26 protein-coding genes are annotated in these 25,698 nt (G+C 67.6%); 15 read left to right on the forward strand and 11 right to left on the reverse strand.

From position 1 onward, the window contains the following. Positions 1-33 precede the first annotated feature (33 nt). Positions 34-846, reverse strand: coding sequence for a bifunctional hydroxymethylpyrimidine kinase/phosphomethylpyrimidine kinase (thiD, locus tag EJ105_RS06995; protein ID WP_250165750.1), 813 nt, complete (start codon positions 844-846; stop codon positions 34-36). 124 nt (positions 847-970) lie between these two features. Here thiD and EJ105_RS07000 point away from each other — a divergent pair, with 124 nt between their 5' ends. The 6 genes from EJ105_RS07000 to EJ105_RS07025 all read left to right on the forward strand — a co-directional run bounded on the left by EJ105_RS07000 (position 971) and on the right by EJ105_RS07025 (position 5,627). Continuing rightward, the gene (locus tag EJ105_RS07000) at positions 971-1,207 is read left to right on the forward strand and encodes an Lrp/AsnC ligand binding domain-containing protein (RefSeq protein WP_024278840.1); all 237 of its coding nucleotides are present in this window, start codon (positions 971-973) and stop codon (positions 1,205-1,207) included. A 236-nt stretch (positions 1,208-1,443) separates the two neighbouring features. Then, positions 1,444-1,668 (forward strand): hemin uptake protein HemP, encoded by a 225-nt coding sequence (gene hemP, locus EJ105_RS07005; RefSeq protein ID WP_024278841.1) that lies wholly within the window; start codon positions 1,444-1,446, stop codon positions 1,666-1,668. A 194-nt stretch (positions 1,669-1,862) separates the two neighbouring features. Continuing rightward, positions 1,863-3,596 (forward strand): ArnT family glycosyltransferase, encoded by a 1,734-nt coding sequence (locus tag EJ105_RS07010; RefSeq protein WP_250165751.1) that lies wholly within the window; start codon positions 1,863-1,865, stop codon positions 3,594-3,596. Next, positions 3,593-4,555 carry a phosphatase PAP2 family protein gene (locus EJ105_RS27975; protein WP_250165752.1) on the forward strand — a complete coding sequence of 321 codons (963 nt, stop codon included), beginning with the start codon at positions 3,593-3,595 and terminating at the stop codon, positions 4,553-4,555. The genes EJ105_RS07010 and EJ105_RS27975 overlap by 4 nt, the downstream gene beginning before the upstream one ends. Continuing rightward, a complete protein-coding gene (locus EJ105_RS07020; RefSeq protein ID WP_250165753.1) occupies positions 4,552-5,298 on the forward strand; it encodes a glycosyltransferase in 747 nt (248 codons plus the stop codon). Before EJ105_RS27975 ends, EJ105_RS07020 begins: the two co-directional genes overlap by 4 nt. After that, the gene (locus tag EJ105_RS07025; RefSeq protein ID WP_029558685.1) at positions 5,298-5,627 is read left to right on the forward strand and encodes a lipid-A-disaccharide synthase N-terminal domain-containing protein; all 330 of its coding nucleotides are present in this window, start codon (positions 5,298-5,300) and stop codon (positions 5,625-5,627) included. Before EJ105_RS07020 ends, EJ105_RS07025 begins: the two co-directional genes overlap by 1 nt. A gap of 105 nt (positions 5,628-5,732) precedes the next feature. Here the strand turns inward: EJ105_RS07025 and EJ105_RS07030 are convergent, their stop codons facing one another. The 4 genes from EJ105_RS07030 to EJ105_RS07045 form a co-directional block, all read right to left on the reverse strand. Then, on the reverse strand, positions 5,733-6,449 hold the full coding sequence (locus tag EJ105_RS07030; protein ID WP_155982441.1) for an amino acid ABC transporter ATP-binding protein: 717 nt from the start codon (positions 6,447-6,449) through the stop codon (positions 5,733-5,735). A 74-nt stretch (positions 6,450-6,523) separates the two neighbouring features. Beyond that, positions 6,524-7,933: an amino acid ABC transporter permease gene (locus EJ105_RS07035; RefSeq protein ID WP_029558683.1), complete on the reverse strand. Its 1,410-nt coding sequence runs from the start codon at positions 7,931-7,933 to the stop codon at positions 6,524-6,526. A 1-nt stretch (position 7,934) separates the two neighbouring features. Beyond that, positions 7,935-9,230, reverse strand: a complete 1,296-nt coding sequence (locus EJ105_RS07040; RefSeq protein ID WP_029558682.1) for an amino acid ABC transporter permease — start codon at positions 9,228-9,230, stop codon at positions 7,935-7,937. A gap of 127 nt (positions 9,231-9,357) precedes the next feature. Next, complete coding sequence (locus EJ105_RS07045; RefSeq protein WP_024278849.1) at positions 9,358-10,368, reverse strand: amino acid ABC transporter substrate-binding protein; 1,011 nt, start codon at positions 10,366-10,368, stop codon at positions 9,358-9,360. 178 nt (positions 10,369-10,546) lie between these two features. On the opposite strand from EJ105_RS07045, the gene metC reads away from it, so the two are divergent. Next, positions 10,547-11,761: a cystathionine beta-lyase gene (metC, locus tag EJ105_RS07050; protein ID WP_250165754.1), complete on the forward strand. Its 1,215-nt coding sequence runs from the start codon at positions 10,547-10,549 to the stop codon at positions 11,759-11,761. A gap of 82 nt (positions 11,762-11,843) precedes the next feature. Beyond that, positions 11,844-12,038: a hypothetical protein gene (locus tag EJ105_RS07055; RefSeq protein WP_250165755.1), complete on the forward strand. Its 195-nt coding sequence runs from the start codon at positions 11,844-11,846 to the stop codon at positions 12,036-12,038. Between the two features lie 16 nt (positions 12,039-12,054). Here the strand turns inward: EJ105_RS07055 and panC are convergent, their stop codons facing one another. Next, positions 12,055-12,900, reverse strand: a complete 846-nt coding sequence (panC, locus tag EJ105_RS07060) for a pantoate--beta-alanine ligase (protein ID WP_250165756.1) — start codon at positions 12,898-12,900, stop codon at positions 12,055-12,057. Positions 12,901-13,053: 153 nt separating this feature from the next. Between panC and EJ105_RS07065 the strand changes: the two genes are divergently transcribed. Beyond that, positions 13,054-13,788, forward strand: coding sequence for a VWA domain-containing protein (locus EJ105_RS07065; protein ID WP_250165757.1), 735 nt, complete (start codon positions 13,054-13,056; stop codon positions 13,786-13,788). Between the two features lie 74 nt (positions 13,789-13,862). Beyond that, complete coding sequence (locus tag EJ105_RS07070) at positions 13,863-14,582, forward strand: DnaJ domain-containing protein (RefSeq protein ID WP_250165758.1); 720 nt, start codon at positions 13,863-13,865, stop codon at positions 14,580-14,582. Positions 14,583-14,597: 15 nt separating this feature from the next. Here the strand turns inward: EJ105_RS07070 and EJ105_RS07075 are convergent, their stop codons facing one another. Then, entirely contained in the window at positions 14,598-16,631 is a 2,034-nt protein-coding gene (locus EJ105_RS07075) for a D-alanyl-D-alanine carboxypeptidase (RefSeq protein WP_250165759.1), read from the reverse strand. 294 nt (positions 16,632-16,925) lie between these two features. Here EJ105_RS07075 and EJ105_RS07080 point away from each other — a divergent pair, with 294 nt between their 5' ends. The 3 genes from EJ105_RS07080 to clpA all read left to right on the forward strand — a co-directional run bounded on the left by EJ105_RS07080 (position 16,926) and on the right by clpA (position 20,779). Next, a complete protein-coding gene (locus EJ105_RS07080) occupies positions 16,926-17,258 on the forward strand; it encodes a phasin family protein (RefSeq protein ID WP_024278856.1) in 333 nt (110 codons plus the stop codon). 470 nt (positions 17,259-17,728) lie between these two features. Then, positions 17,729-18,082 (forward strand): ATP-dependent Clp protease adapter ClpS, encoded by a 354-nt coding sequence (clpS, locus tag EJ105_RS07085; protein WP_394041704.1) that lies wholly within the window; start codon positions 17,729-17,731, stop codon positions 18,080-18,082. Positions 18,083-18,328: 246 nt separating this feature from the next. Then, positions 18,329-20,779 carry an ATP-dependent Clp protease ATP-binding subunit ClpA gene (gene clpA, locus EJ105_RS07090; RefSeq protein WP_250165760.1) on the forward strand — a complete coding sequence of 817 codons (2,451 nt, stop codon included), beginning with the start codon at positions 18,329-18,331 and terminating at the stop codon, positions 20,777-20,779. Between the two features lie 73 nt (positions 20,780-20,852). On the opposite strand, the gene EJ105_RS07095 is transcribed toward clpA, so the two are convergent. Next, a complete protein-coding gene (locus tag EJ105_RS07095; RefSeq protein ID WP_169120087.1) occupies positions 20,853-21,359 on the reverse strand; it encodes a sterol desaturase family protein in 507 nt (168 codons plus the stop codon). Between the two features lie 148 nt (positions 21,360-21,507). Here EJ105_RS07095 and EJ105_RS07100 point away from each other — a divergent pair, with 148 nt between their 5' ends. Beyond that, complete coding sequence (locus EJ105_RS07100; RefSeq protein WP_250165761.1) at positions 21,508-21,888, forward strand: 4a-hydroxytetrahydrobiopterin dehydratase; 381 nt, start codon at positions 21,508-21,510, stop codon at positions 21,886-21,888. A 42-nt stretch (positions 21,889-21,930) separates the two neighbouring features. Next, on the forward strand, positions 21,931-22,989 hold the full coding sequence (locus tag EJ105_RS07105; RefSeq protein WP_250165762.1) for an aminotransferase class III-fold pyridoxal phosphate-dependent enzyme: 1,059 nt from the start codon (positions 21,931-21,933) through the stop codon (positions 22,987-22,989). A gap of 6 nt (positions 22,990-22,995) precedes the next feature. Here the strand turns inward: EJ105_RS07105 and EJ105_RS07110 are convergent, their stop codons facing one another. Genes EJ105_RS07110 through EJ105_RS07120 form a run of 3 tightly spaced genes read right to left on the reverse strand, consistent with a single transcriptional unit; the run spans position 22,996 to position 25,696 of the window. Beyond that, positions 22,996-23,715: a (5-formylfuran-3-yl)methyl phosphate synthase gene (locus tag EJ105_RS07110; RefSeq protein ID WP_250165763.1), complete on the reverse strand. Its 720-nt coding sequence runs from the start codon at positions 23,713-23,715 to the stop codon at positions 22,996-22,998. After that, a complete protein-coding gene (locus EJ105_RS07115; protein WP_029558670.1) occupies positions 23,712-24,281 on the reverse strand; it encodes a DUF447 domain-containing protein in 570 nt (189 codons plus the stop codon). The genes EJ105_RS07110 and EJ105_RS07115 overlap by 4 nt, the downstream gene beginning before the upstream one ends. Then, entirely contained in the window at positions 24,278-25,696 is a 1,419-nt protein-coding gene (locus EJ105_RS07120; protein ID WP_250165764.1) for a DUF6513 domain-containing protein, read from the reverse strand. Before EJ105_RS07120 ends, EJ105_RS07115 begins: the two co-directional genes overlap by 4 nt. Between the last annotated feature and the right edge of the window lie 2 nt (positions 25,697-25,698).

The following is a 25,698-nucleotide window of genomic DNA, read 5'->3' on the forward strand; positions in this document are numbered from 1 at the left end:
GGGACGTAAGGCAAAGGAGCGTTTTTCCGCGTTCTAGTTGCGCCAGAGCTGGAAGAAGTGATGCACCGGGCCTTGGCCGGCACCCACGTCGAGGCGGTCGGCGGCGGCGATGGCGCCGGTGATGTAGGCCTTGGCCTTCTCCACCGCCTCAGACAGTCCGAGCCCGGAAGCGAGCCCCGCGGCGATGGCGGACGAAAGGGTGCAGCCGGTGCCGTGGGTGTTCCGGGTGGCATGGCGCGGGGCGGTGAAGCGCTGTGTGCCGGCTGGCGTGACGAGGAGGTCCACGCTCTCCGGCCCCTCGCCGTGTCCGCCTTTCATGAGAACGGCACGGGCGCCGAGCGCCAGCAGGGCCGCGCCCTGGCGCTGCATCTCCTCTTCCGTGTGCGCGGCCTCAAGGCCGAGCAGCGCGCCGGCCTCCGGCAGGTTCGGCGTGATGAGATCGGCGGCGGGAATGAGGATGGTGCGCAGGTCGTTCAGCGAATCGTCGCTCAGGAGCCGCGCCCCCGAGGCCGCGACCATGACCGGATCGAGCACCACCGGCCGCGCCTTGTGGCGCTTGAGCCCCTCCGCCACCGTGCGGATGGCGCCCGGGCGCGACAGCATGCCGATCTTCACCGCCTTCACCGCGAGATCGGAAAACACGGCATCCATCTGCGCGGCGATGAAATCGTCCGGCACGTCGTGGATGGCGCTGACGCCCGTCGTGTTCTGCGCCGTGAGCGCGGTGATGACGCTGGCGCCGTAGACGCCAAGCGCGGAAAAGGTCTTCAGGTCCGCCTGGATGCCGGCGCCGCCGCTGGAATCCGAGCCGGCGATGGTGAGGGCGATGGGAATGGGCCGGCTCATGGACGCGGTGAGGCTCCGGTGGGGCAGGGATGATCGAGCCGCCACCCTTGCCAGTCCCGGCGGATTTGTCCACCTTGGCGCGGCCCGCGAGGGCCTTCCGATCCCGCCGCCAGCGGAGCACGCCGTGGTTCCCTTCTTCGTCCAGATCAAATGCCAGCTCGGGAAGTCCTACGAGGTGGCTGATGCCCTCGCCAATGCGGAGATCGCCTCCGAGATCTATTCCACGGCCGGCGAGTTCGACCTGCTGGTGAAGTTCTATGTGGAGCCCGGCACCGACATCGGCCACTACGTGAACCAGAAGGTGCAGACCATTCCGGGTATCCAGGACACCCGCACCATCATCACCTTCAAGGCCTTCTGACGCGCCCTCGCGCACCGTCCCCAAGCCATCATCGGGCCGGCCGGAACGAACGCAGCGGAAGCTGCGGGCGCGAAGCCGCGCGTCCAGTACATCACGTGCTTCGCGGGGATTGATCGCGGAGGCCGCATGCATTACTCAAGGATAAGTCAGTGGTATTCAAGTATTGAATGCTTCTAAAGTGAGCCGCGACCGTCAGCATTGGTCGTGGCCCGCGCCCGGATCTGGAGCGATTCAAAATGAACAGGTACGAACACGGGAGCGCTCATCTCGATAACGACAAGGCCGGTGGTGAGTGGACCTATCGTCCTGCGGATGAAACCTGCCGGACCATCCCCATGGTGGACGCGCAGCTCGACAGCCGGGACCTGTTCGCGGCCGGGCGGCTGGTGACGATCGCCCACGGCGAGCACACGTATCAGTTGCGGCTCACGGCGCAGAACAAGCTAATCCTGACCAAATAGCGCAGCCCAAGCTTCGATCTCATCTGACGCTGCTGTCCGCTTGAGCTTGGCCGGTGCCATTCCTTCGCCGCGTTTGCTCTTCATGAGGAGGCGCCCCGGCGGAAGGCGGCTTTCGCGCACGACCGTCCGGTCCTTTTCGGCACGGGCGTTTCTGCTATTGTCCGCGCCCAATTCGAGCGGATCCAGACCGAAGCATGGCCATCTCACAGCCCGCATCCGACGACCGGCGGGCGTTCGATCTTGACCTGCCGCAGCGCCTCGTGGGGATCCTCGACACGGCGTCGGCGCGTCATGGCCGTGCCGTGCTGCTGCTGGTGGTGGTCGCCCTCATCACGTTTCTGCCGGGCTTCTTCAGCCTCCCGCCCGTCGATCGCGACGAGGCGCGCTTCGCCCAGGCGACGAAGCAAATGCTGGAGAGCGGCAATTACGTTGATATCCGCTTCCACACCCAGGTCCGCTACAAGAAGCCGATCGGCATCTACTGGTTGCAAGCCGCGACGGTGAAAGCCGGCGAGGCGGTGATCGGTCCGTCCGCCCGCACCTCCATCTGGCTTTACCGCCTGCCGTCGCTGGTCGCCGCCATCGGCGCGGTGCTGCTCACCTACTGGACGGCCCTCGTCTTCCTCTCCCGACGCGGCGCGCTGTTCGCATCCCTCATGATGGCGGGATGCGTGCTGCTGGGGGTGGAAGCGCGGCTTGCCAAGACCGACGCGGTTTTGCTCTTCACCATCCTCGCCTGCTTCGGGGCGCTGGCGCGGGCCTATGTCCGCCCGCCCGAGGCGCGTCAGGCCGACTGGACCCTCGCCTTCATCTTCTGGACCGCTCTTGCGGCCGGCATCCTCGTGAAGGGGCCGGTGGCTCCGCTGTTCATCGGCCCCGCCATCGCCGCGCTCGCCATCGCGGACCGCTCCGGCGCCTTCCTGCGGCCGCTGAAGCCCCTTGCGGGCCTGCTGTGGTGCCTGTTGCTGGTGCTGCCGTGGTTTGTCGCCATCTACCTCCTCACCAACGGCGCCTTCTACCAGCTGGCCGTCGGCGTCGACATGATGGGCAAGGTGGCCGAAGGCGCGGAAGGCCACTGGGGCCCGCCGGGCACCTATTTCCTCGCCGCATGGGGCACGTTCTGGCCGTCCATCGTGGTTGCCGCAATGGCGGCGCCCTATGTCTGGCGCCACCGGCGCGGGCAGGCGGAGCGCTTTCTGCTGTGCTGGCTGGTGCCCAGCTGGGTGGTGTTCGAGATCGCCGTCACCAAGCTCCCGCACTATGTGCTGCCGGTCTATCCGGCGCTGGCGATCCTCTCGGCCCTCGTCGTCGAGCGGGGCGGGCTGGTTCAGGCGGGCTCGCGACTGGCCGGGCTGGTGTGGATCTGGCCGGGGCTCGCCATTGCGGTGGCGCTGGGGCTGGGCGGGGCCTACCTCTATTTCGGCAGCGGCTTCGGCCTCGCTGCGTGGCCGCTGCTGCTGCTGGGCGCCATGCTTCTGTGGTGGGCGGCGCGGGCGTTCCCGCGGGTCGGCATCGAGGGGGCGTTCCTCACTGCCCTGGCCGGCGCCATGGTGCTCTATCTCGCCGTCTGGCAGACCATGCTGCCGCAGATGCGGGCGCTGTGGATTTCCGAGCGCCTCGCCGCCGTGGTGAAGCAGCAGGGCTGCCCGGCCGCCAAGGTCGCGTCCTTCCCCTATCAGGAACCGAGCCTCGTCTTCCTGGTGGGGACGCAGATCAACTACGTCCTGCCCAACGAGGCGGCGGCGCTGCTGAAGAAGGGCGGCTGCGCCCTCGCCTTCATGGATGCGCGCTTTACCCCCGCCTTCGAGCGGCACGCGGGCCTGCTCGCCCTGAAGTATCACGCGGTCGCGACCATCTCCGGCTTCACCTACAACGGCGGGCGATCCACCTCCATCACGGTGTTCCGCTCCGATGAGGCCGCCCCGTGAGCCCGGAGGCCGGCACCGGCGCGGCTCCGTCCGGTTCGTTCGCCGCAGGGTTGCGGTGGGTGGGAGAAGCCGTCCGCCTGCTCGTCATCTCCATCGGACGCGGGCTCGCCTATCTGCGCGGGCGCCGCATCGGCGTGCCGCGCCCGCGCCTTGGATTTCTCGGGCGCTGGGAGGCGCTGGCGCTCGCGGCGCTGACGGTCGGCGTGGTCGCCGCACTGATGCTGCTGGTCGACCCGCTCACCCTCGGCCTCAGGCTCAAGGCCCCGTCCTGGCTCGTCGTCATGAGCGATCGTGTCACCGACCTCGGCTTCAGCGGGGTGGTGCTGTGGCCGCTCGGCATCGGCCTCGCCTATGCGTTGATGCTCACCCACGCGGGTGACGAGATGACCCGGCGTATCGCGGCCAGCGTCGCCGCGCGCCTCGGCTTCCTGTTCCTCGCCATTGCGCCGGTGGGGCTGCTGGTGGCCATCGTCAAGCACAGCCTCGGCCGGGCCCGCCCGCATGCCGCCATGCACATCAAGGGGCCGAGCCCGGAGATGACGTTCGATGTCATGATCTGGAAATCGAGCTTCGCCTCGTTCCCCTCAGGCCATGCCACCACCACCTTCGCGGCCGCGGTTGCGTTCGCCGCCTTGTTCCCGCGGGCGCGGACGATCCTCCTCGTGGCGGCCTTTCCCATTGCCGCGACCCGTATCGTGCTCAGCTCCCATTATCCGAGCGACGTGGTGGCCGGCGCGGTGCTGGGGACCGCTGCGGCCTTGTGGACGGTCAAGCTGTTCGCTGCCCGCCGCGTCGTCTTCGCGGTTGACGCGGGCGGGGCGATCGTGCCCATGGCGGGGCCGTCCGCGCGACGGCTCGCGCGGCTCCTCGCTCCCGTCAATCCCGCGCGGGCTGGAGCATCCCTCCCGCCGCCGCAAGACATGAGCACAGCCGTTCCAGCCCAAGAGGCGAGACCTTGACTTCCCTTTCTTCCGAAACCCCTGCGGCCCCGCGGCTGTCGGTGGTGATCGCCGTCAAGGACGAGGCGGACAACGTGCTGCCGCTGATCGAAGAGATCGATACGGCGCTGTCGTTCGAACCGTTCGAGCTGATCTTCGTGGATGACGGCTCCACCGACGCCACCCTCGCCAATCTTCGGCTGGCGCAGCAGACGCGGCCCTATCTGCGCATCGTGGTGCATGCGAAGGCCTGCGGGAAGTCGGCCGGCGTCGAGACCGGCGCGTGGGCGGCCAAGGGCGACCTTCTCCTGCTGCTCGACGGCGATGGCCAGAACGACCCCGCCTATCTGCCCGAGATGGTCCGCGTCATGGACGCGGGCGGGCCAAGCATCGGCATGGTGCAGGGCGAGCGTCAGGGGCGCAAGGACACCGGCTTCAAGCGCTTCCAGTCGCGCCTCGCCAACCGGGTCCGTCGCTCTCTGCTCAACGACGGTTCGCGCGACACCGGCTGCGGCCTCAAGGTGGTGCGACGGGAGGTGCAGCTGCGCCTGCCCATGTTCGACGGCCAGCATCGCTTCATGGCGGCGCTGGTGCGGCGCGACGGCCATGAGATCCTCACCGTGAAGGTGGTGGATCGCGAGCGCTGGCACGGCGTATCGAAGTACGGGTTCTGGAACCGCCTGGGGGTCGGAATCATCGACATGTTCGGCGTGTTCTGGCTGGTCCGCCGTCGCCGCCCGCCGAAAGTGGTGGAGCGCGGCTGATGGTCTATTATCTGTCGCAGATCGGTCGCTACATGACCGAGGTGTTCATCGACCAGTTCGACTGGTGGGTGGCGCTGGGCCTCGTGGCGCAGTTCATGTTCACCATGCGCTTCGTGGTGCAGTGGATCGCCAGCGAGCGGGCGCAGCGCTCGGTCATCCCCTTTGCGTTCTGGACCTTTTCCCTTGGCGGCGGCTCGCTGCTGCTGGTCTATGCCATCTACCGCAAGGACCCGGTGTTCATCGCCGGGCAGGCGCTCTCCACCTTCATCTACATCCGCAACCTGCAGTTCGCCCTGCGCGAGCGGCGGGCGAACCGCGCGGTGACGTAGGCCGCGTCTTTCCAAGCCGCAACCGACCGAAATCGCAACCGACCGAAGCTCCGGCCCTCCGGTGTGGCCGGAGGGCCGCGGCATATCGCGGGAAGTGCCTTTGCCTCAGTGCAGGATCTGGCTGAGGAAGAGCTTGGTGCGCTCGTGCTGCGGGTTGGAGAAGAAGGCGTTGGGCTCGTTCATCTCCACGATCTGCCCGGCATCCATGAAGATCACCCGGTTCGCCACCTGACGGGCAAAGCCCATCTCATGGGTGACGCACAGCATGGTCATGCCGTCCTGGGCGAGGGAGACCATGGTGTCCAGCACCTCCTTCACCATTTCAGGGTCGAGGGCGGAGGTGGGCTCGTCGAACAGCATGATGCGCGGGCGCATGCAGAGCGCGCGGGCGATGGCCACGCGCTGCTGCTGGCCGCCGGAGAGCTGGCCGGGATATTTGTGCGCCTGGTGCGGGATCTTCACCTTCTCGAGGAAGTGCATCGCCAGATCCTCGGCCTCCTTCTTCGGCATCTTGCGCACCCACATGGGGGCAAGCGTGCAGTTCTCGAGGATGGTGAGGTGCGGGAACAGGTTGAAGTGCTGGAAGCACATGCCCACCTCGCGGCGCACCTCGTCGATGCGCTTGAGGTCGTCGGTCAGCTCGATGCCATCCACCACGATGCGGCCCTTCTGGTGCTCCTCCAGACGGTTGATGCAGCGGATGAGGGTGGACTTGCCCGAGCCGGACGGGCCGCAGATGACGAGGCGTTCGCCCCGCTCCACGGTCAGGTTCACGTCCCTGAGGACGTGGAAGTCGCCGTACCATTTGTTCACGCCGGTCATCTCGACGGCGATCTTGGGGGCGGTGGCCTCGTCGGCGGCGATGATGGGATCTGCGCTCACGTGTGTTGCCCCTCTCAGTGCCGGTGCGCCCGGTCGAGGCGCTTTTCCAGCGCCATCGAGTACCGGGACATGCCGAAGCAGAAGACGAAATAGATGATGCCGGCGAAGCCGAAACCGGTGAACAGCGTGGTGGGCGAGGCCCAGTTGGGGTCGGTGAAGGCCGCCCGCATGGAGCCGAGCAGGTCGAAGATCGAGACGATCAGCACCAGCGTCGTATCCTTGAACAGGCCGATGAAGTTGTTGACGATGCCGGGGATCACCAGCTTCAGCGCCTGCGGCAGGACCACGAGGCGCATCATCAGCCCCGAGCGCAGGCCCACCGCCATGGCGCCCTCATACTGGCCCTTGGGAATGGCCTGCAGGCCGCCGCGCACCACTTCCGCCATATAGGCCGAGGCGAACAAGGCGACGCCCACCAGCGCCCTGAGCAGTCCGTCGATGGTGAAGCGGCCGGGCAGGAACAACGGCAGCATGTAGGTGGCGAAGAACAGCACCGTGATGAGCGGCACGCCGCGCCAGAACTCGATAAAGATGATGCACAGCCACTTCACCAGCGGCAGGCGCGAGCGCCGGCCGAGGGCGAGGAGGATGCCGAAGGGCAGGGACACGGTGATGCCGGTGACGGCGATCACCAGCGTTACCAGCAGGCCGCCCCACAGGCGTGTCTCGACCTGCGGCAGGCCGGTGTCGATGTCCACCGCCAGCAGCACCACGGCAAGGACGCCGAGCACGCTGAGCGTCGTCTGCGCCGCCGAGCGTCCGCCCTCCGGCCCCGCAAGGAAGCGGGAGATGCCGTAGGCGATGGCCGTCAGTAGGACGGTGGAGAGGACGTAATCGATCCAGAAGCCGATCCGCAGGCCTTGCGCGCCGCCGATGGTGGAGAAATCGACACCGAGCCAGCCGAGGACGAAGCGCTGGAGATCGAGGTTGCCGCCGGTGAGCAGCACGAAGGCCACCACCGGATAGACGCCGAAGAAGAGAATCGCGTTGAGCCTCTTGTAGGGCAGGCTCTGGATCAGCAGCGGCAGCAGCAGGATGGCGCCGAGCCAGTAGACCACATTCACCCGCCAGCGCTCGCTGGCCGGGTAGAAGCCGTAGATCAGCTGGTCGAGCTTGGCCCAGATGAAGGGCCAGCAGGCGCCCACCGGCCGCCCGAGCTTCTCGGCGAGGCAGGCATCGCGGTTCGTGCCGGTCCACACCGCATCGATGAGGAAGAATTTGATGAGCGGCGGCACCGTCACATAGAGCAGCCAGATGCCGAACAGGGTGAGCAGCACCTGCGGCACCGAACCGAACAGATGCTGGCGGGCCCACAGGATGGGGCCGCGGGTCGCGACCGGGGCCGGCTGCGGCTCGTGGAACGCCGTCGAGACGAACGGCGTCGCGGGGGTGATGGACGGGCGGGGGGCGGAGATGTCCGTCATGTCACCGCTCCACCAGCGCGACGCGCTTGTTGTACCAGCCCATGATCGTCGAGGTGACGATGGAGATGGTGAGATAGACCGCCATGATGATGGCGATGATCTCGATGGCCTGGCCGGTCTGGTTCAGCGTGGTGCCGGCGAACACGGCGAACAGGTCCGGATAGCCCACCGCGACGCCCAGCGACGAGTTCTTGGTGAGGTTGAGATACTGGCTGGTCAGAGGCGGCACGATCACCCGCATGGCCTGCGGGATGATGACGAGGCGCAGCGTCGGCCCGTTGCGCAGGCCGAGCGAATGGGCCGCCTCGGTCTGGCCCTTGGACACGGCGAGGATGCCCGAGCGCACGATCTCGGCGATGAAGCCGCCGGTATAGATGGACAGCGCCAGCAGCAGCGACACGAATTCTGGGATGACGCGCAGCCCGCCGACGAAGTTGAAGCCGCGCAGCTCCGGCTTCTCGACGCCGACCGGGAAGCCCATCGCCGCGGAAGCGAGGAGCGGCAGCACGATGATGAGGCCGAGCGAGGTCCAGAAGACGGGGAAGAAATGCCCGGTCGCCTCTCGCCGCTTCTTTGCCCAGCGGCCGAGCAGGAAGCTTAAGATCAAGGCGGCGATGAGGGCGTAGAGGATGGCCATGGAGCCATCCTCGAAGATCGGGCGCGGCACCACGAGGCCACGGTTGTTCACGAACACGCCCGGTGCGGCGAGGGTGGCGGCATAGGTCGAGAGCGGGCCGCCGAGGAAGCCGAGGCCGATGGAGGACAGGCCCGAGCCGATGGCACCCAGCAGCGGTTGCAGTCCGAAGCCCCAGCTTTGGCGCGGACCCGGCAGGGTGGCCAGCACGGCAAGGTACCAGAACATGATCTGGAACAGCGGCGGCAGGTTGCGCGTGATCTCCACATAGGCGGAGGCCAGCGCCTTGATGACCACGTTCTTCGACAGCCGGGCCACACCCATCAGGAAGCCGATGAGGGTCGCGAGGATGATGCCAAGGAAGGCCACCAGCAACGTGTTGAGAAGGCCCACCAGGAAGGCGCGGCCGTAGGACATGGATTCGTTGTAGGGGACCAGCGACTGGCTGATGGCGAAGCCGGCGCGATTGTCGAGGAAGCCGAAGCCTGAGGCGATGCCGAGCCTGGAGAGGTTGGACTGGGCGTTGGAATAGAACGACCACAGCAACCAGAGGAGAATGACCGCGACGGTGATCTGGATCACCTGGGACCGCAGCTTGGGATCCGTCCAGGACCAGCGACGGCCCCGTGGCCGCGGCGGCGCGGCAGGGCTGACTTCAGACATGAAACCCCCGAAAGCTCAGGCCTTTGGCCTGTGTTCTTGGTGGCGGAGGGCACGATGCCCGCGTCCTCCGCCCCGTCTTCAAGCCAAGTTCTCAAGCAAGGCGTGGGCCATCAGGCCCCGGATGCGCTCAGCGCACCGGCGGGCCGTACTGGATGCCACCCTTGGTCCAGAGGTTGTTGAGGCCGCGCTCGATGCCGAGCGGGGTGGCGGGGCCGACATTGCGGTCGTAGATCTCGCCGTAATTGCCGGTCGCCTTGATGATGCGCACCACCCAGTCGGGGGTGAGGCCGATGCCCTCGCCATACTTGCCGTCGGTGCCGAGCAGGCGCTTGATATCCGGATTCTCGGACTTCACCATCTCGTCGACGTTCTTCTGGGTGATACCCAGCTCTTCCGAGTTCAGCAGCGCGAAGTAGGTCCACTTCACGAGGTCGAACCACTGGTCGTCGCCGTGGCGCACCAGCGGGCCGAGGGGCTCCTTGGAGATGGTCTCGGGCAGCAGCACGTGGTCGGCCGGGTTGGTGAGCTTGAGGCGCACGGCGGCGAGCTGGGACTTGTCCGAGGTGAACACGTCGCAGCGGCCGGATTCATAGGCCTTCACCGTCTCGTCGAGGGTCGCGAAGGCGATGACCTCGCGATACTTCATGTTGTTGGCGCGGAAGTAGTCGCCCACATTCAGCTCGTTCGACGTGCCGGTCTGCACGCAGATGGAGGCTTCCTGCAGCTCCTTCGCGGACTTCAGGCCCACCGACTTGCGGATGAGGAAGCCCTGGCCGTCGTAGTACATCACGCCGGCGAAGTTGAAGCCGAGGGTGGTGTCGCGCGACATGGTCCAGGTGGTGTTGCGCGACAGCACGTCGATGGCGCCCGAGGTCAACGCCGTGAAGCGGTCCTTGGCGGAGAGGGGGGTGAACTTCACCTTGGTGGGATCGTTGAAGATGCCGGCGGCGATGGCGCGGCAGAAGTCCACGTCGAGCCCGCTCCACTCATTCTTGTCGTTGGGGCTGGAGAAGCCGGGCAGGCCCTGCGTCACGCCGCAGTTGAGGGCGCCTCTCGCCTTCACGTCGTCGAGGGTCGCGGCCTGCACGGCACCGGCCAGCGACAGAAGTCCTGCTGCTGCGAGGAGGATGCGTTTCACGGAAGGTTCCTTTTTTCGCGACGACGAGCCCTGCCGCGGCCGCCTCCCGCCGCGATCCGGCACGAGATGGCTCGACGGACGGATCAAGGCCGTCTATCCCGCCCATCACAACCCCTCACAGCGGAGCGGTCAATAGCGGCCGGCCGGTCGCAAGCTGCCGTGACCACAGGAGATGCGCATGTCGGACGCAAGCAGGGATGACCACGGGGCAGACGGAGCGTCAGGCGAGGGGCGGGGCACGGCCACCAAGATCGTCCATGCCGGCCGCGATCCCCGCCGCTTCGACGGATTCGTGAACACCCCGGTGGTGCGCGGCTCTACCGTGCTCTACCCGAATTACGACGACCTCATTCACCATCGCGCGCGCTACACCTACGGCCGCCACGGCAACCCCACCAGCGAGAGCCTGCAGGTGGCGCTCACCGCGCTGGAAGGCGGTGACGGCGTGGTGCTCACCCCGTCCGGCCTGTCGGCGGTGACGACGGCGCTGCTCGCGGTCGCCGGCAGCGGCGATCACGTGCTCGTGGTGGACAGTGTCTACCGGCCGACCCGCAATTTCTGCGACGGGCTCTTCGCCCGCCTCGGCGTCGAGACCACCTATTACGATCCGCTGATCGGCGCGGGCATCGCGGCGCTGATCCGGCCGAACACCAAGGCCATCTTCCTGGAGTCGCCCGGCTCCCAGAGCTTCGAGATGCAGGATGTGCCGGCCATCGTCGCGGTGGCGAAGGCGCGCGGAATCACCACCCTCATCGACAACACCTGGGCGACGCCGGTCTTCTTCAAGCCCCATGCCTTCGGCGTGGATATCTCCATCCAGTCCGGCACCAAATATATCTGCGGCCACGCGGATGTGAGCATCGGCACCATCTCCGCCATCGGCTCCGCCCTCGGCAAGGTGCGCTCCACCTACAGCGCGCTGGGCATGACGGTTGGTCCCGACGACATCGCGCTCGCCGCCCGCGGCCTGCGCACACTGGCGGTGCGGCTCGCCCACCACCAGAAGGCGGGGCTGGAGATGGCCGAGTGGCTGGCCGCGCGGCCGGAAGTCTCGCGCGTGCTGCATCCCGCGCTGCCGTCCGATCCCGGCCATGCCATCTGGAAGCGGGACTTCTGCGGCGCCAGCGGCCTGTTCAGCCTCATCCTGAAGCCGGTGCCCGAGAAGGCGGTTGCGGCCTTCTTCGATGCGCTGACGCTGTTCGGGATGGGCTATTCCTGGGGCGGCTACGAGAGCCTCGCCATCCCCTTCGACTGCAAGGACTACCGCACCGCGACGCGGTGGGAGGTGGAAGGGCCGGCGGTGCGCGTGCACATCGGGCTCGAGGATACCGCCGACCTCAAGGCCGACCTGGACCAGGCCTTCGCCCGGATGCGCGAGGCGGCTGCACGCTAGAAGCCTTCGCCGGCGCCACGGGGAAACCCATGGCGCCGGGAAGCGTTCTCCTTACGGAACACAACACCGTCAGGAGAACGCCATGCAAGATCCGAAGGAAGCCCGCGAGGACGTGGAATTCCACCGCACCGATGGGCGCACGCTGGACGGGGCGCCGGTGAAGACGGCTGCCAAGGCCAGGCAGGGCGTCACATCCGGACGCATGCTCATGGTCCTGTCCGTCGGCCTCGCGCTGGTGGTGATCGGCTTTGCGGCAAGCTACATGGGCGCGGTGTAGACCGCCCCCATGGGCGTCACACCGGGATATTGTCGATCAGCCGGGTCTGGCCGAGCCAGGCGGCGGCGAGCAGGCGGATGGGCTCCTTGGCGTCCTTGAGCGGCGCCAGGGTCTCGGCGTTGCGGGCCGCTAAATAGTCCACCTTGAGGCCGAGCGCGGAGATCATGCCGGAGGCAGTATCCACCGCCGCCTGCGGCTCCGTTCCCGCGCGAATCTGCTCGGCGGCGCGTGTGAGCGCGGCATAGATCACCGGGGCGATCTTGCGCTGCTCCTCGTCGAGATAGGCGTTCCGGGAGGAGAGGGCGAGGCCATCCTCCTCGCGGATGGTCGGCACCGGCACCACCTCGACGCCGAGATCGAGATCCCTCGACAGTCGCGTCACCACCTTGAGCTGCTGGTAGTCCTTCTCACCGAACATGGCGTAGTCGGGCGCGCACTGGATGAAGAGCTTGCCCACCACGGTTGCCACGCCGCCGAAGAAGTGGGGCCGGAAATCCGTCTCCAGCCCTTCGGAGGGGCCGCCCACGCTGATGCGGGTCGCAAAGCCCGCCGGATACATCTCGGTCGATGTGGGCGCATAGACGAGATCGACGCCGACTTCAGCGAGCTTGGTGAGGTCCGCCTCCAGCGCGCGGGGATATTTGTCGAAATCCTCGTGCGGAGCGAACTGGGCCGGATTGACGAAGATCGACACGACTGTGCGGCCGGCGCGTTCCCGCGCCTTCTCGGCGAGCGCCATGTGACCCACATGCAGCGCGCCCATGGTTGGCACCAGCGCCACCTTGGAGCCCTCGGCCCGGAAGCCGGCCACCGCCGACCTCAGTTCGCGCACCCGGCCCACAACCCTCGGCAAAGTCGCCATCGTCCCATCCCCTCGATACGGCGCCCGGCCGCTGGGGGGTGCAGATAGGCCCTGGGCCGGTCCGCTTCAAGCCATTGCCGCCGTGCGGATGGTCGGGTGAGGGCCTTGGTGCGCCGTTCGATGCGGCTTATGTGTGGGAACAGAGAGGAACGCATGGCCACGCGCGACGACAGCAAGGGGAAACTGGCGGAAACCAAAGCCGCCGGATCGGTTCCGGTTTCCGGTTCGGCCGAGGTGGAGGCGTTCCTGGCCGCGGCCCGCAGCATGCCGCCGGCCCGACCCGCGGATGGCCGCGGTCGGCTGTCCTTCGCGCTCGATGCCACCGGTTCGCGCCAGCCCACTTGGACGCTCGCGTGCGACATCCAGGCGGACATGTTCGCCTCTGCCGCCGCCTATGGCGGGCTCGACATGCAGATCGTCTACTACCGCGGACAGGACGAGTGCCGCGCCTCCCCCTTCGTGCGCGATGCCGCGACGCTGGGCGGGCTGATGCGGCGCATCTCCTGCATGGGCGGCCTCACCCAGATCAACCGCATCCTCGGCCATCTCGGCAAGGAAGCCGAGCGCTCGGGGCTGCGCGCCGCGGTCTTTGTCGGCGACGCGGTGGAGGAAGACCCGGCGGAGCTGAAGGAGGCCGCGGGGCAGCTCGCCCTGCGCGGCGTGAAGCTGTTCATGTTCCAGGAAGGCTACGATGCGCGGGTGGAAGACGTCTTCCGCGGCCTCGCGCAGGTCACAGGCGGCGCGTGGTGTCGGTTCGATCCCTCGGCCCCCGGCGAGCTTCGCCAATTGCTCGCGGCGGTCGCCGCCTATGCGGCCGGCGGCCAGATGGCGCTGACGTCCCGCCGCGACGACGGCGCCCGGCGCCTCATCGCCGCCATGGGCCGCTGACCGGTGGCGTTTCGCCCGTCTTTCGAAACCATCCCGCCGGCGCAGGGGCGCGGCGACCCGATCCGGAGTTCCGCGTGATTAGCCTTGTCGCCGGTGCGTTGCTGTTGCTGATCGGCCTGTATGGCCTTTCGGTCTGGACCAAAGCCGATCCGAAGGCCCTCATCGCCGCCATGATGCGGACGCTGGCCTATGCCGCCCTTCTCGGGGCCGCAGGCGCTCTGGTGACAGGGCGGATCGGCATTGCGATTCCGCTCGGGGCGGTGGGCATCGCCCTCCTGGGGCGGCTCGATCCGCAGGGGATCGGCGGTTATCTCGGCGGGCTATTCAAACGGCGGAGCGCACCGAAAACCTCGGGCGTGCGCACCGCGATGATCGAGATGGAACTGGACCATTCCACCGGAGACATGCGGGGAACGGTGCTTGCCGGGGTCCATGCCGGGCGACGTCTGGAGGAGCTGGACATCCCCTCCCTGGTGGCGCTGCGCCCGCAGTGCGATGCGCAGTCGCTCGCCTTACTCGAAGCTTATCTCGACCGCCGGGCGCCCGCCTGGCGTGAGAACGCACAGGGAAACGCGGGTGCGGGGGATATGGGCGGAGGCGGTGGCCTGGACGCTGCGATGCCCGAGGAGGAGGCCTATCAGATCCTTGGCCTTCAGCCGGGCGCGAGCGCGGAAGCTGTCCGCGCGGCGCACCGCTCCCTCATGAAGAAGCTCCACCCCGATCATGGGGGCTCCGATTATCTCGCGGCGAGGATCAACCGAGCGAAGGACGTGATCTTGCGCAAGCATCGCTGATTCTCTGTCAGAACTTCAATTCCTGATAGGCATGCAGTCGAAATCGTTACGCTTGAGTAAACGACAAGCTTCCTTGGCCGACTTCTCATCGAACCCGGCAAAGCGGGCGCGGTAGAGTTCGGTCGAACCCTTGGTCACCTTCTCGGTGTAGGGGTCCGCGCCGGCCAGCGCCGACTTCACCCGCGTGCGGGCGGCATCGAGCTTGGTGCGGGCCGCACGCTCGGCATCGAACGCGCCGATCTGGATGCTCCAGCCGGTCTTGGCGGAAGCCGGCACGTGGCTGCGCTGGGAGGGGGCTGCGGCAGGCGCGGGCTGGGGCTCGGCCACCGGGGCGAGGGAGGCCGTGCGCACCGGCTTTGCCGCCTGGACCGCCTGCGGGTTGGCGCGGTTGTCCACCACGCCTTCACGGGCGGCGCGCAGGGCGCGGGCATAGGGATCGTCCGGCTCCATGGCGGCGATGCGCGCGGCGCGCATCGCCTGCTCGGCGGCTGCGTCATGCGCGCCGAGCCGTGAATTGTCCTTGCCCGACGGCGGGGTGGCCGGAGCGGGCACATCGGTGCGCACGGCGACCTGCTGCGGCTTGGCATGGGCCCGGCCCTCGGCCGCGGCGGTCGCGGCGGCGGCGGCCGGCGACTGGGCAAGGCGGGAGGGGCCGAGATAGCCGAGGACGCCCGAGGGAGCGGAGGTGAACTGGGTGTTGGAGGCCACCTGGACCGGGGCGGGGGCGGCGGCAGGCGCCGCAGCCACGTTGGCGGCGATGGGCTTCTGGATGGCGACGGTCTTCACGGCCACCGGCTTGATCGGCTCGGCCGAGCCGGGCTTCACCTGGGGCAGGGGAGCCGAAGGCGCTGCTGCGGCGACGGTCTGATTGGCCGTGCGCGCGGCGGGCTTGGCGGGGATGGAGGCGGTGGTGGTCGGCTCGGCGTTGGCCTCGACTACGGCCGGCTTCGGCAGCGGCGCCACCGCATGGGGCTGGACGTCGTCGCGGGCGGCGACGATGGGCATGGGCGCGTTGAAGGTGCCGGGCTTGCTGATGGAGAAGGCGTTGTCGGCCACTTCGGTGATCTTCGGCGCGATCCGGCCGCCGGCATAGGCGGTGGGCAGGTTCTGGCTGATGAGGCTGGTCATCCGCGCATCGCGCGAACCGCCGCTGGAGCCGCCGAGCACGACACCGACGAGATAGCGGCCGTCCCGCTTCACCGAGGTGACGAGATTGTAGCCCGAGGCATTGGTGTAGCCGGTCTTGATGCCGTCCACGCCGTCGATCCGGCCGAGCAGGCGGTTGTGATTGCCGATGGCCTGCCCGCGATAATAGAAGGTACGGGTGGCGAAGTACTTGTATTGCTTGGGGAAGCGCTCCTGGATGGCGCGGCCGAGGATGGACAGGTCGCGGGCTGTCGTCACCTGGTTCACGTTCGGCAGGCCGGAGGCATTGCGATAGACCGTGCGGCTCATGCCGAGGGCGTGGGCCTTCTCGGTCATCGCCTCGGCGAAGGCGGACTCGGAGCCAGCGAGATTTTCCGCGATCACCACCGCCACGTCGTTGGCCGAGCGGGTGACAATCGCCTTGATGGCGTCTTCCACTTCAATGGTCTGGCCGGGCTTCATGCCGAGCTTGGAGGGCTGCTGCGACGCCGCCTTCGCGGATACCTCCAACTTACTGTCAAGGCGAAGGTTTCCGGCCTCCAGCTGCTCGAACAGGAGGTAAAGCGTCATGATCTTGGTGACTGAGGCAGGATGTCGCAGGGCGTCCGAATTTTCTTCGTACAGCACCTTGCCGGTATTCCCGTCCACGATGATGGCGGCGGAGCCGTAGCGCCAGCGACCACCGTCCGGGTCCGCAGCGGCAGCGGTCTTGGTATTGGAGGACGGCTTCGACTTGGATGCGGACTTCGACGCGGACTTGGAGGACGACTTCGCGCTGCGCTCCACCTGCGTCTTCTTGCGCGGCTTCGCGTCGGCCACCGTTGCCGTCAGGGAGAAGGCCGCAAGCACCGCAAGGGCAAGGGCTTTCGAGCAATGTGGCAGACCGCCGCGAGCGTAACGCATGTACTTTTGTCCCGTGTCGCTGGTCGCAGACGCCGCCCCTTTTCCGGAAGACCGATGTGACAGGGAAGCCTTGTGAGAGGCTTGTGCGTCGCACCGGAGGTCCAGGGAAGCGACCAGTGCCTGACCCTAAAAACGCGGAGTTACCAAGGCGTAAACCGGGCGCCTCTGCCATATTGTGCGGTGCACCATATCGCTTGACTTTCATTGTGCAGTGCATAATATCCACAACTGAGCGGAGGCATAATCCACTCGACGCTAGGCCGGCGCGTTTGCTGGCGCGAAAGGGGACATCCAATGGTTCAGGGCGCTGAAGAGCTCCAGAAGCTCAGCAAGGACAATGTCGAAGCCGCGATGAAGAGCTTCGGCACGCTTTCCAAGAGCGCGCAGGCGATCGCGGTGGAAATCGCCGATTACACCAAGGCTTCCTTCGAGCAGGGCACCGCTGCCCTCGAGAAGCTGCTCGGTGCCAAGACCCTCGAGCAGGCCATCGAGATCCAGCAGTCCTACCTCAAGACCGCCTACGAGGGCGCCGTCGCCCAGGCGACCAAGCTCGGCGAGCTCTACACGGAGCTGGCGAAGGAGAGCTACAAGCCCTTCGAGACCTCCTTCGGCAAGTTCGGCCGCTGAGGCAAATTCCTCGGGCTTGCGGCCTGAGGCTCGCCCCGTCCGGCGCGCAGCACTGCGTGCCGGGGGCTGGATGATCCCGCGAGGCCGGCCCGTCAGGGATGGCCTCCCGGTTCCGCGCCGGGGGCTCGTATCGCGTCGCGCCCCGGCGCCCCCATCTGTGACGATCCGGTCGCGCCGGCTCCCTGACCGCGCATCAATGCGCCGCACGCGGGATATGCGCACCTGACCTTGCGCTCGTCAGCATTGCTCCCGACATAGAAGCCGACCGAACGTCCATACGGTCGCATGCGCTTGGTGTCCTCCTTGCGCACTGCGGTACTGGCGCGGACGCATCGATTTTTCTATGATTGCCAGCCGTCAGCGGCTGCGCCGAGGCTCCGGCTTGCCGCCGGGGATCGCGACAGGGCGCGAGGATCATGAAGCACGCTTTCCATCCGTCTCATCCGGCTGGCGCCCAGTCGGCCCGCGTGATGTCTGCGCGCATGCTGCCGCGCGCCATGGCGGGCGAGCCGCCGCGCAAGGGCGACGGACCGGGCACGGCCGTCATCACCCGCACCAAGCCCCAGACCAAGCGGCCGAGCCTTTATCGCGTGCTGCTGCTCAACGACGACTACACGCCCATGGAGTTCGTGGTGCACGTGCTCGAGCGGTTCTTCAGCAAGAACCGGGACGAGGCGAACCGTATCATGCTCCACGTCCACCACCACGGCGTCGGCGAATGCGGCGTTTTCACCTACGAGGTCGCCGAGACCAAGGTGACTCAGGTGATGGATTTCGCCCGCAAGCATCAGCACCCGCTTCAGTGCGTGATGGAAAAGAAGTGAGCCGCAACAGGCGGCGTTCAGACTTCCCGCAGAAAAAGTGATCGTGCCCCGACCCGGGCGGAAGTTCGGGCCGGCGGGGCGTTGTGCCGTCGTCAAGCGGAATTCGGCGGCGGGCCCGCGCGCTTTCCTTTCGCCGAGGGACTTGCGCACTGCGGCATCCAGTACGAAGTTTGTGTGAATGGTGCACGTGCTCCGGATCTGGGGGAAGATTCCGAAAGTCCGGTGCGACGCGCGAAAGAGGTGTCGATGCCTACATTCTCACGCAGCCTCGAACAGTCGCTCCATCGCGCTCTGGCCCTCGCGAACGAACGCCACCACGAATACGCGACTCTCGAGCACCTGCTTCTCTCGCTCGTCGATGATCAGGATGCGGCCGCCGTTATGCGCGCCTGCAACGTCGACATGGAGAAGCTCCGTCGCAATCTCATAGAATATGTCGACACCGAGCTGGAAAATCTCGTCCAGTCCGGCTCCGACGATTCCAAGCCCACGGCAGGTTTCCAGCGCGTCATCCAGCGTGCGGTCATCCACGTCCAGTCCTCGGGCCGCGAGGAGGTGACGGGGGCCAACGTGCTCGTCGCCATCTTCGCCGAGCGCGAGAGCCATGCCGCCTATTTCCTGCAGGAGCAGGACATGACGCGGTACGACGCGGTCAACTACATCTCCCACGGCATCGCCAAGCGCTCCGGCATGTCCGAGAGCCGGCCCGTGCGCGGCGCCGAGGAGGAGACCGAGACCAAGTCCGGCGACGATAAGCAGAAGAAGGCCGACGCGCTCGACGCCTACTGCATCAACCTCAACAAGAAGGCGCATGAGGGCAAGATCGATCCCCTCATCGGCCGCGACAGCGAGATCACCCGCACCATCCAGGTGCTCTGCCGCCGGCAGAAGAACAACCCGCTGTTCGTGGGCGATCCGGGCGTCGGCAAGACCGCCATCGCCGAGGGTCTCGCCAAGCGCATCAACGACGGCGAGGTGCCGGAGGTGCTGGCCACCGCCACCGTCTTCGCCCTCGACATGGGCGCGCTGCTCGCCGGCACCCGCTATCGCGGCGACTTCGAGGAGCGCCTCAAGCAGGTGGTGAAGGAGATCGAGGCCTATCCCAACGCGATCATGTTCATCGACGAGATCCACACGGTCATCGGTGCCGGTGCGACCTCGGGCGGCGCCATGGATGCGTCCAACCTGCTGAAGCCGGCGCTCGCCTCGGGCTCGCTGCGCTGCATGGGCTCGACCACCTACAAGGAATACCGCCAGTATTTCGAGAAGGACCGCGCCTTGGTCCGCCGCTTCCAGAAGATCGACGTGGCCGAGCCCACCGTGCCGGACGCCATCGAGATCCTGAAGGGGCTGAAGCCTTACTTCGAGGACTACCACAAGCTGCGCTACACCAACGACGCCATCAAGGCGGCGGTGGAGCTGTCGGCCCGCTACATCCACGACCGCAAGCTGCCGGACAAGGCGATCGACGTGATCGACGAGTCGGGTGCGGCCCAGATGCTGCTGCCCGAGGCCAAGCGCAAGAAGACCATCGGCCTGAAGGAGATCGAGGCGACCATCGCCACCATGGCGCGGATTCCGCCCAAGACCGTCTCCAAGGACGATGCCGAGGTGCTGGCCAACCTGCAGACGACCCTCAAGCGAGTGGTCTATGGGCAGAACAAGGCCATCGAGGCGCTCTCCGCCTCCATCAAGCTGGCCCGTGCCGGCCTGCGCGAGCCGGAGAAGCCCATCGGCTGCTACCTGTTCTCCGGCCCCACCGGCGTCGGCAAGACGGAAGTGGCCAAGCAGCTCGCTTCTATCCTGGGCGTGCAGCTCCTGCGCTTCGACATGTCGGAGTACATGGAGCGGCACACCGTGAGCCGCCTCATCGGCGCGCCTCCCGGCTATGTGGGCTTCGACCAGGGCGGCCTGCTGACGGATGGCGTGGACCAGAACCCGCACTGCGTGCTGCTGCTGGACGAGATCGAGAAGGCCCATCCGGACCTCTTCAACATCCTCCTGCAGGTGATGGACCACGGGAAGCTGACCGACCACAACGGTAAGCAGATCGACTTCCGCAACGTGATTCTCATCATGACCACGAATGCGGGTGCGGCGGATCTGGCCAAGGCTGCCTACGGCTTCACCCGCAGCAAGCGCGAGGGCGACGATTCGGAGGCCATCAACCGGACCTTCGCGCCGGAGTTCCGCAACCGCCTCGACGCGGTGATCCCGTTCGGCCACCTGCCGCCCGAGGTCATCACCCAGGTGGTGGAGAAGTTCGTGCTCCAGCTGGAGGCCCAGCTCGCCGACCGCAACGTCACCATCGAGCTTTCCGACGAGGCGGGCGCGTGGCTGGTGGAGCGCGGCTACGACGAGCAGATGGGCGCGCGGCCCATGGCCCGCGTCATCCAGGAGTTCATCAAGACTCCGCTGGCGGACCTCGTGCTGTTCGGCGCGCTCAAGAATGGCGGCCACGTGCGCGTGGTGGTGGAGGGCGAAGGCAGGGAGTCGAAGCTCGGCTTCGAATTCCCCGAAGGCCCCGTCACCCCCAAGCCGGAGAAAATCGTCCCGGCCCCCGCCAAGCGTCGCAAGCCGGCGGCCAAGTCGAAGGCCAAGCCCACCCCCAAGGGCAAGGGCCCGAAGGGCGGGCCGGCCGGTGGTCCGGGACGCTCCGGCAGCCCGGTGCCCAAGCTGCCGCTGGTCAAGGCCTGACGGCTTCCCGATCAAAAAGAAAGAGGCGGCTCTCGGGCCGCCTCTTTTCGTTTCAGGATCAGGAATTGCGCGGCTATTCCGCCGCCTCGCTGTTCTTGAGGCTGCCGCCGTGCAGCTTCTTCAGCTTGGCCTTCAGTGCGGCCGGCGGCGGCGCGTAGATGAAGCCGAAGGAGACGCAGCCCTCCTTGCCCTCCACCGCATGATGCAGCCGGTGTGCCTGAACGAGGCGCTTGAGATAGCCGTTGCGCGGCACGTAGCGGAACGGCCAGCGCTGGTGCGTGATGCCGTCGTGGACGAAGAAATACAGGAAGCCGTAGACGGTCATTCCTACGCCCACCCACAGCAGCGGGCCGCCATTGCGGTAGAAATAGATGAGCAGGATGGCGATGCCGGCGAACACGACGGCGTAGAGGTCGTTGCGCTCGAACACGCCTTCGCGCGGCTCATGGTGCGACTTGTGCCAGCCCCAGCCCCAGCCGTGCATCACATATTTATGCGCCGCCCACGCCACGCCTTCCATGGCGGCGACGGTGAGGAGCACGATCGACGTGTTGACGAGGAAGGCGAGCGCGTTCGACATGGTTCTCCATCCGCTGCGGCAGAACGGGATATGCCCGGGGCTGCCGCGGGCCTCGTCCTTATACAGCATCACCCGGCGCGTGGCGCACTGTGCAAGATCAACTGGCAAGATCAACTGCGCGCGCCCGGGCCCTGCCGCGGAGCCGACCATGACCGTTGATCGCAAGAAGACCTTCACGCCGGAAGAGGTGGCGGCCCACCTCGCCGCCGAGCTGCCCCATTGGCGCTACGAGGACGGCTGGATCAAGCGCACCTACAAGACCAACAGCTGGAAGGGCACGCTGATGGTCATCAACACCGTCGGCCATCTGGCGGAGGCGGCGTGGCATCATCCCGACCTCACCGCCTCCTACGCATGGGTGGAGGTTCGGCTCCAGTCCCACGACGCCAAGGGCATCACCGTGCGCGATCTCGCCCTCGCGAAGAAGATCGAGGAGGTGGTGCAGTGGCAGCCCGGCGCCGGCGAGGATGCGCCGCTTGAGGGCACGCCCCAGCACGATCTGCGCTTTTCCTACATCAAGTACGACTGATCCCGGCGCGCTCCTTGCTTCATCCCGGGGATGGAGGAGAGCGTGTCGGTAACCGCCCCAGACGCCGACGGCATTGAAGCGCCGCCCGACGACGCAGCCGCCGTTGCGGCGCCGGTGCTCGATTTCTCGGGCGCCGTCCGCTTCGATCCCGCGCGCATCGTTAAAGGAGAGGTGGGCGAAGGGGAGGGCGCTTCCGCATCCACCAGATGTGCCGCCCTCCTGACGGACCATTCCTTCGGCGACGTGGCCCGCTTCTTTGCCGATCGCGCGACGGCGTGGCGTGGGGCGGTCGAAACCATCCGTCTCCACCACCGCACGGCGGGGCGGCCCAAGCGGCGGGAGATCATCGTGGTCTCCGACGACCCGCGGCTTCCCCCGGCGCTCGCGCAGGATGCGGGTGTGCGGCGCATCCCGGAGGACGAAGCGGCCATCGAGGCCGCCATGGGGCCGAACGTGGCGGCGCTGCTGCTCGCGCCCGCCTCCATCGACGCCGGCCTGCGCTTTCTGCCGGGCTTCCTCCTCGCGGCGGCACGGCAGGCGGCGGATGAGTATGGCGTCGTGCTGATGTTCGACGAGACCGACGCCGGCCTCGGACGCACGGGCATGGCCTTCGCCCACGAATGGCGCGGTGTTGCGCCGGATGTGATGGTGATCGATGGGCTGCCGGGCGAGGCCGAAGACGGGGTGGGGGCCTCGGCACTGGTGCTCAGCGCCCGTCTGGCCCGCAGCCTGCCCTCCGGCCTGCTGCTGCTGGGTGAGGATGCAGCCGCCGGCCTGCTGCCGGTCCTCGCGACCGCTTTTGCGCCCGGCTTCGAGATGCGGGTGCAGGAGATAGGCTGGAAGCTGGAGGACCGTCTCGCCACCCTGCGCTGGCGCCGGCCGGACCTTTTCAGTGACACCACTGGCACCGGCCTCGTTCAGGGGCTGGTCTGCTCCGGGCCGGCCGCTTCGCTGACCGAGGCTCTGGCCGAGCGGGGCCTTTTCGCCCGGCCGCTCGGCAATGTGCTCGCCGTGCTGCCGCCGCTGACCGTGACCGAGGCGGAGATTGAAGCGGCGGGCGATATCCTCGACGCGGTGGCGGCGGCGACCCCGCCCGCCTGACCGGCCTCAGGCGAGGATGCGCCCCGCCAGCGTATCGCGCACGGCGGACAGACGCGCCGGATCGAGGGCACTGGTCCGCCCCTTGGCGCAGAGCGCACCGCGGAAGCCGAGATAGTGGGGCCGCAGCGCCGCCAGCGGAGCGATATCCGCTATCTTCAGTGAACCCGCGAGGCCGGTCAGCAGCCCTTCAGCGCGGGCAGCCGCGACGAAGCGGGCGAGGGTTTCCACCGGCAGGTGGGCGAGCAGGCCGCCGGCCGACTTGTCCGCCGTATCCAGCATCACCCCATGAAAGCCAGCGGCGGCGAACAGCGGCACGGCAGCGAGGTCCGGCGCCTGATCGGCGAAGAGGACGGCGATCAGCCGGGTCTCGCGGGCGAGGGGGCGAAGGGCTTCGAGTACGGGCGGTAGGGCGACGCCATCGCCGCGGGCAAATCCGATCTTCACGAGGGGCACGCCGGTGGCGGAGGTGCGCTCGGCGGCGGCGCGCAGCACGTCCGGGTCCAGCGGGTGGTCGCCCACCGTGGCGCTGAGGTTGCCCGGTGCGCCAGCGGCGCGCCATACGGCTACGGCGTCCACCAGCGCTTCCGGCGCCCATGCGCCCAGCGCGCCCTCGGACGGGTTCTTGAGATCCAGGATATCGACGCCCGCCGCCAGCGACGTGCGCATCTCATCCAGCGTCGCCACCGATGCAAGGAGGCCCGGCCGGGCCGGAACGTGCGCCGTCATGACGCCGCCCGCGCCCGGTGGTCGGCGATGGTCTCGCACAGCCAGTCCCACGCCTCACGCTCGGCCGGGCCGGCGGTCTTGTCGATGGCGATGGAGAGATAGTTCATCTCCCGGTCCACCCGGTCCGTGTCCATCATGTGCAGGCGCGAGACGAGGATGGCGCCTTCCAGCACAGCGGCGACGGCGCGGTTCAGCCCGAGGAAGGGTGCATGGGTCTCGCGGTGGATGGTGCGGCAGAAGAAGCGGGGCCGGGTGGGGTCGTCCTCCATGCGCACCACCTCCACCTCGTCATGGGCGAGGCAGTCGGCGAGGCGCGCGGCGCCCTTGAGAAGGGTGGCGGGAACGGTAGGCCAGGAGCGGTGCCGGCCGGTGATGCAGCCGGCGAAGATGCGGGCATCGTCCGAGAAGTTCACCACGCAGCTCTTCGCCGCCGCCAGATTGTCCAGCGTGCGCGAGGGCCGGAAGGGCTGGAGCAGATAGCCGCCCTCCACCACGGTCGCGCCCATGGGCGCGATATGCGCCTCCCCGGCGGCCGAGACGGTGGTGACGATGGTCTCCCGGATCACGCGCTTTCGCCTTTCTTCTTCGATGAAAGCGTCGAGCCCGCTTCCTTGAATGTCAACCGATGGGCCTCCTCGGCGCTGCCGCCGGTCTCGCCCGCGACGCCCCATTTCAAGGGTTCGTCCTGCGCATAGCGCTTGCCGAGGTGGTGGGCGATCTCCGCCCGCGCCGTCTCCACGCCGAGATAGAATGCGTGGGCGCCGTCGTCCTCCACCTTGAGATGGGGGAAGAGGGCGAAGGGGTCCGCCGCCACATGGTGGCCGTCGCGGTTGTAGACGTGGATGCCCTGTTCCGTCACCTCGATGCGGAAATTGCGGTCGGCCACCGTGGATGCCAGCCGCTCCACTTCCTCGGGGCTGGTGGACCAGGGGTGCCGGTCGCGCAGGGCCATCAGCCCGCCGCCGAAGCCCTGCGGCAGGGCGCCGGCCTCGCGCGCGGCGTAATATTCCCGGCGCGCCCGGTCGAACTCGCGCACCGCCGTACGGCAATGGGGGCTCACCTGCACCGCCAGGACGGCATTGAGGCGCAGCTCGGAGATGATGCCCATCAGCAGCGCGTTCATGCCGGTGGTGTCGGCGTCCGTCAGCTCGGTGACATTGCCGATGCCCATCAGGATGGGGATGTCCGGCTTCAGCCGCCGCAACTCCGCATAGCGCACGAGCGATGCGGTGAAGCCGAGATGGATGGGATCGAGGATGGGATCGGCGAGGAAGGGGCGCCCCGCGGCCTCGCACGCCTCGATGGCGCGCAGGAGCGAGGCAAGGTCGCCCGCCTGCGCCGGCACCAACACCGGCACGGCCGCGCCTTCATCGGCGATGGCGAGGTTGGTTTCGTTGAGGCTGAGCAGGTAGTCCGCCCCCGCGCGGGTGCCCCGGCGCAGCTCTTCCGGGTCGAAGCTGTCCACACTCACCTTGAAGCCCTCGCCCTTGAGGGCGGCGATGGCTTCTTCCAGATGTGGAAACGGATTGTCGGGCAACGCGCCGAGGTCGATCACGTCCGCGCCCTCGCCCCTCAGGAAGCGGGCACGGTCCAGCAATTGCGGGATGGTGAGGCGGGTGGCGTCCACGATCTCGGCGAACAGCGTCACATCGTGGCGGTCGAGGGGCACATTGCGACCCTTGCCGCGGCCGAAATAGCTGGGCAGGTCCGCCGCCTCCTCCGGGCCGCGCTCGAACGGCAGGCCGAAGCGGGCGGCGAGGCGATCCAAGTCGCCCCGGAAGCGGCCGGGCATCAGCACCTTGTCCGTGCCCTCGGGCAGCTTGAGGCGGCGCTCCACAATCTCCGCCGTCATCAGCGCCGCGACCTTCACCCCGATGTTCACCACCACCGGATCGAGCGTGCCGTCCGCAAGCTCCTCCGCGATGCGGCGGATGCGCGGCTCTGCCAGCGAGCCGGTGACGAGGGCGACGCGCTTGGCCATGG

Origin of the sequence: Xanthobacter aminoxidans, from assembly GCF_023571765.1 — a bacterium.
Lineage (GTDB): Bacteria > Pseudomonadota > Alphaproteobacteria > Rhizobiales > Xanthobacteraceae > Xanthobacter > Xanthobacter aminoxidans.

Coding starts and splice junctions, on each gene's coding strand:
- thiD (WP_250165750.1), bottom strand. CDS start 846: ATGAGCCGGCCCATTCCCATCGCCCTCACCATCGCCGGCTCGGATTCC.
- hemP (WP_024278841.1), top strand. CDS start 1,444: ATGAACAGGTACGAACACGGGAGCGCTCATCTCGATAACGACAAGGCC.
- EJ105_RS07010 (WP_250165751.1), top strand. CDS start 1,863: ATGGCCATCTCACAGCCCGCATCCGACGACCGGCGGGCGTTCGATCTT.
- EJ105_RS07025 (WP_029558685.1), top strand. CDS start 5,298: ATGGTCTATTATCTGTCGCAGATCGGTCGCTACATGACCGAGGTGTTC.
- EJ105_RS07030 (WP_155982441.1), bottom strand. CDS start 6,449: ATGACCGGCGTGAACAAATGGTACGGCGACTTCCACGTCCTCAGGGAC.
- EJ105_RS07035 (WP_029558683.1), bottom strand. CDS start 7,933: ATGACGGACATCTCCGCCCCCCGCCCGTCCATCACCCCCGCGACGCCG.
- EJ105_RS07040 (WP_029558682.1), bottom strand. CDS start 9,230: ATGTCTGAAGTCAGCCCTGCCGCGCCGCCGCGGCCACGGGGCCGTCGC.
- metC (WP_250165754.1), top strand. CDS start 10,547: ATGTCGGACGCAAGCAGGGATGACCACGGGGCAGACGGAGCGTCAGGC.
- EJ105_RS07055 (WP_250165755.1), top strand. CDS start 11,844: ATGCAAGATCCGAAGGAAGCCCGCGAGGACGTGGAATTCCACCGCACC.
- panC (WP_250165756.1), bottom strand. CDS start 12,900: ATGGCGACTTTGCCGAGGGTTGTGGGCCGGGTGCGCGAACTGAGGTCG.
- EJ105_RS07065 (WP_250165757.1), top strand. CDS start 13,054: ATGGCCACGCGCGACGACAGCAAGGGGAAACTGGCGGAAACCAAAGCC.
- EJ105_RS07075 (WP_250165759.1), bottom strand. CDS start 16,631: ATGCGTTACGCTCGCGGCGGTCTGCCACATTGCTCGAAAGCCCTTGCC.
- EJ105_RS07080 (WP_024278856.1), top strand. CDS start 16,926: ATGGTTCAGGGCGCTGAAGAGCTCCAGAAGCTCAGCAAGGACAATGTC.
- clpS (WP_394041704.1), top strand. CDS start 17,729: ATGTCTGCGCGCATGCTGCCGCGCGCCATGGCGGGCGAGCCGCCGCGC.
- clpA (WP_250165760.1), top strand. CDS start 18,329: ATGCCTACATTCTCACGCAGCCTCGAACAGTCGCTCCATCGCGCTCTG.
- EJ105_RS07095 (WP_169120087.1), bottom strand. CDS start 21,359: ATGTCGAACGCGCTCGCCTTCCTCGTCAACACGTCGATCGTGCTCCTC.
- EJ105_RS07100 (WP_250165761.1), top strand. CDS start 21,508: ATGACCGTTGATCGCAAGAAGACCTTCACGCCGGAAGAGGTGGCGGCC.
- EJ105_RS07110 (WP_250165763.1), bottom strand. CDS start 23,715: ATGACGGCGCACGTTCCGGCCCGGCCGGGCCTCCTTGCATCGGTGGCG.
- EJ105_RS07120 (WP_250165764.1), bottom strand. CDS start 25,696: ATGGCCAAGCGCGTCGCCCTCGTCACCGGCTCGCTGGCAGAGCCGCGC.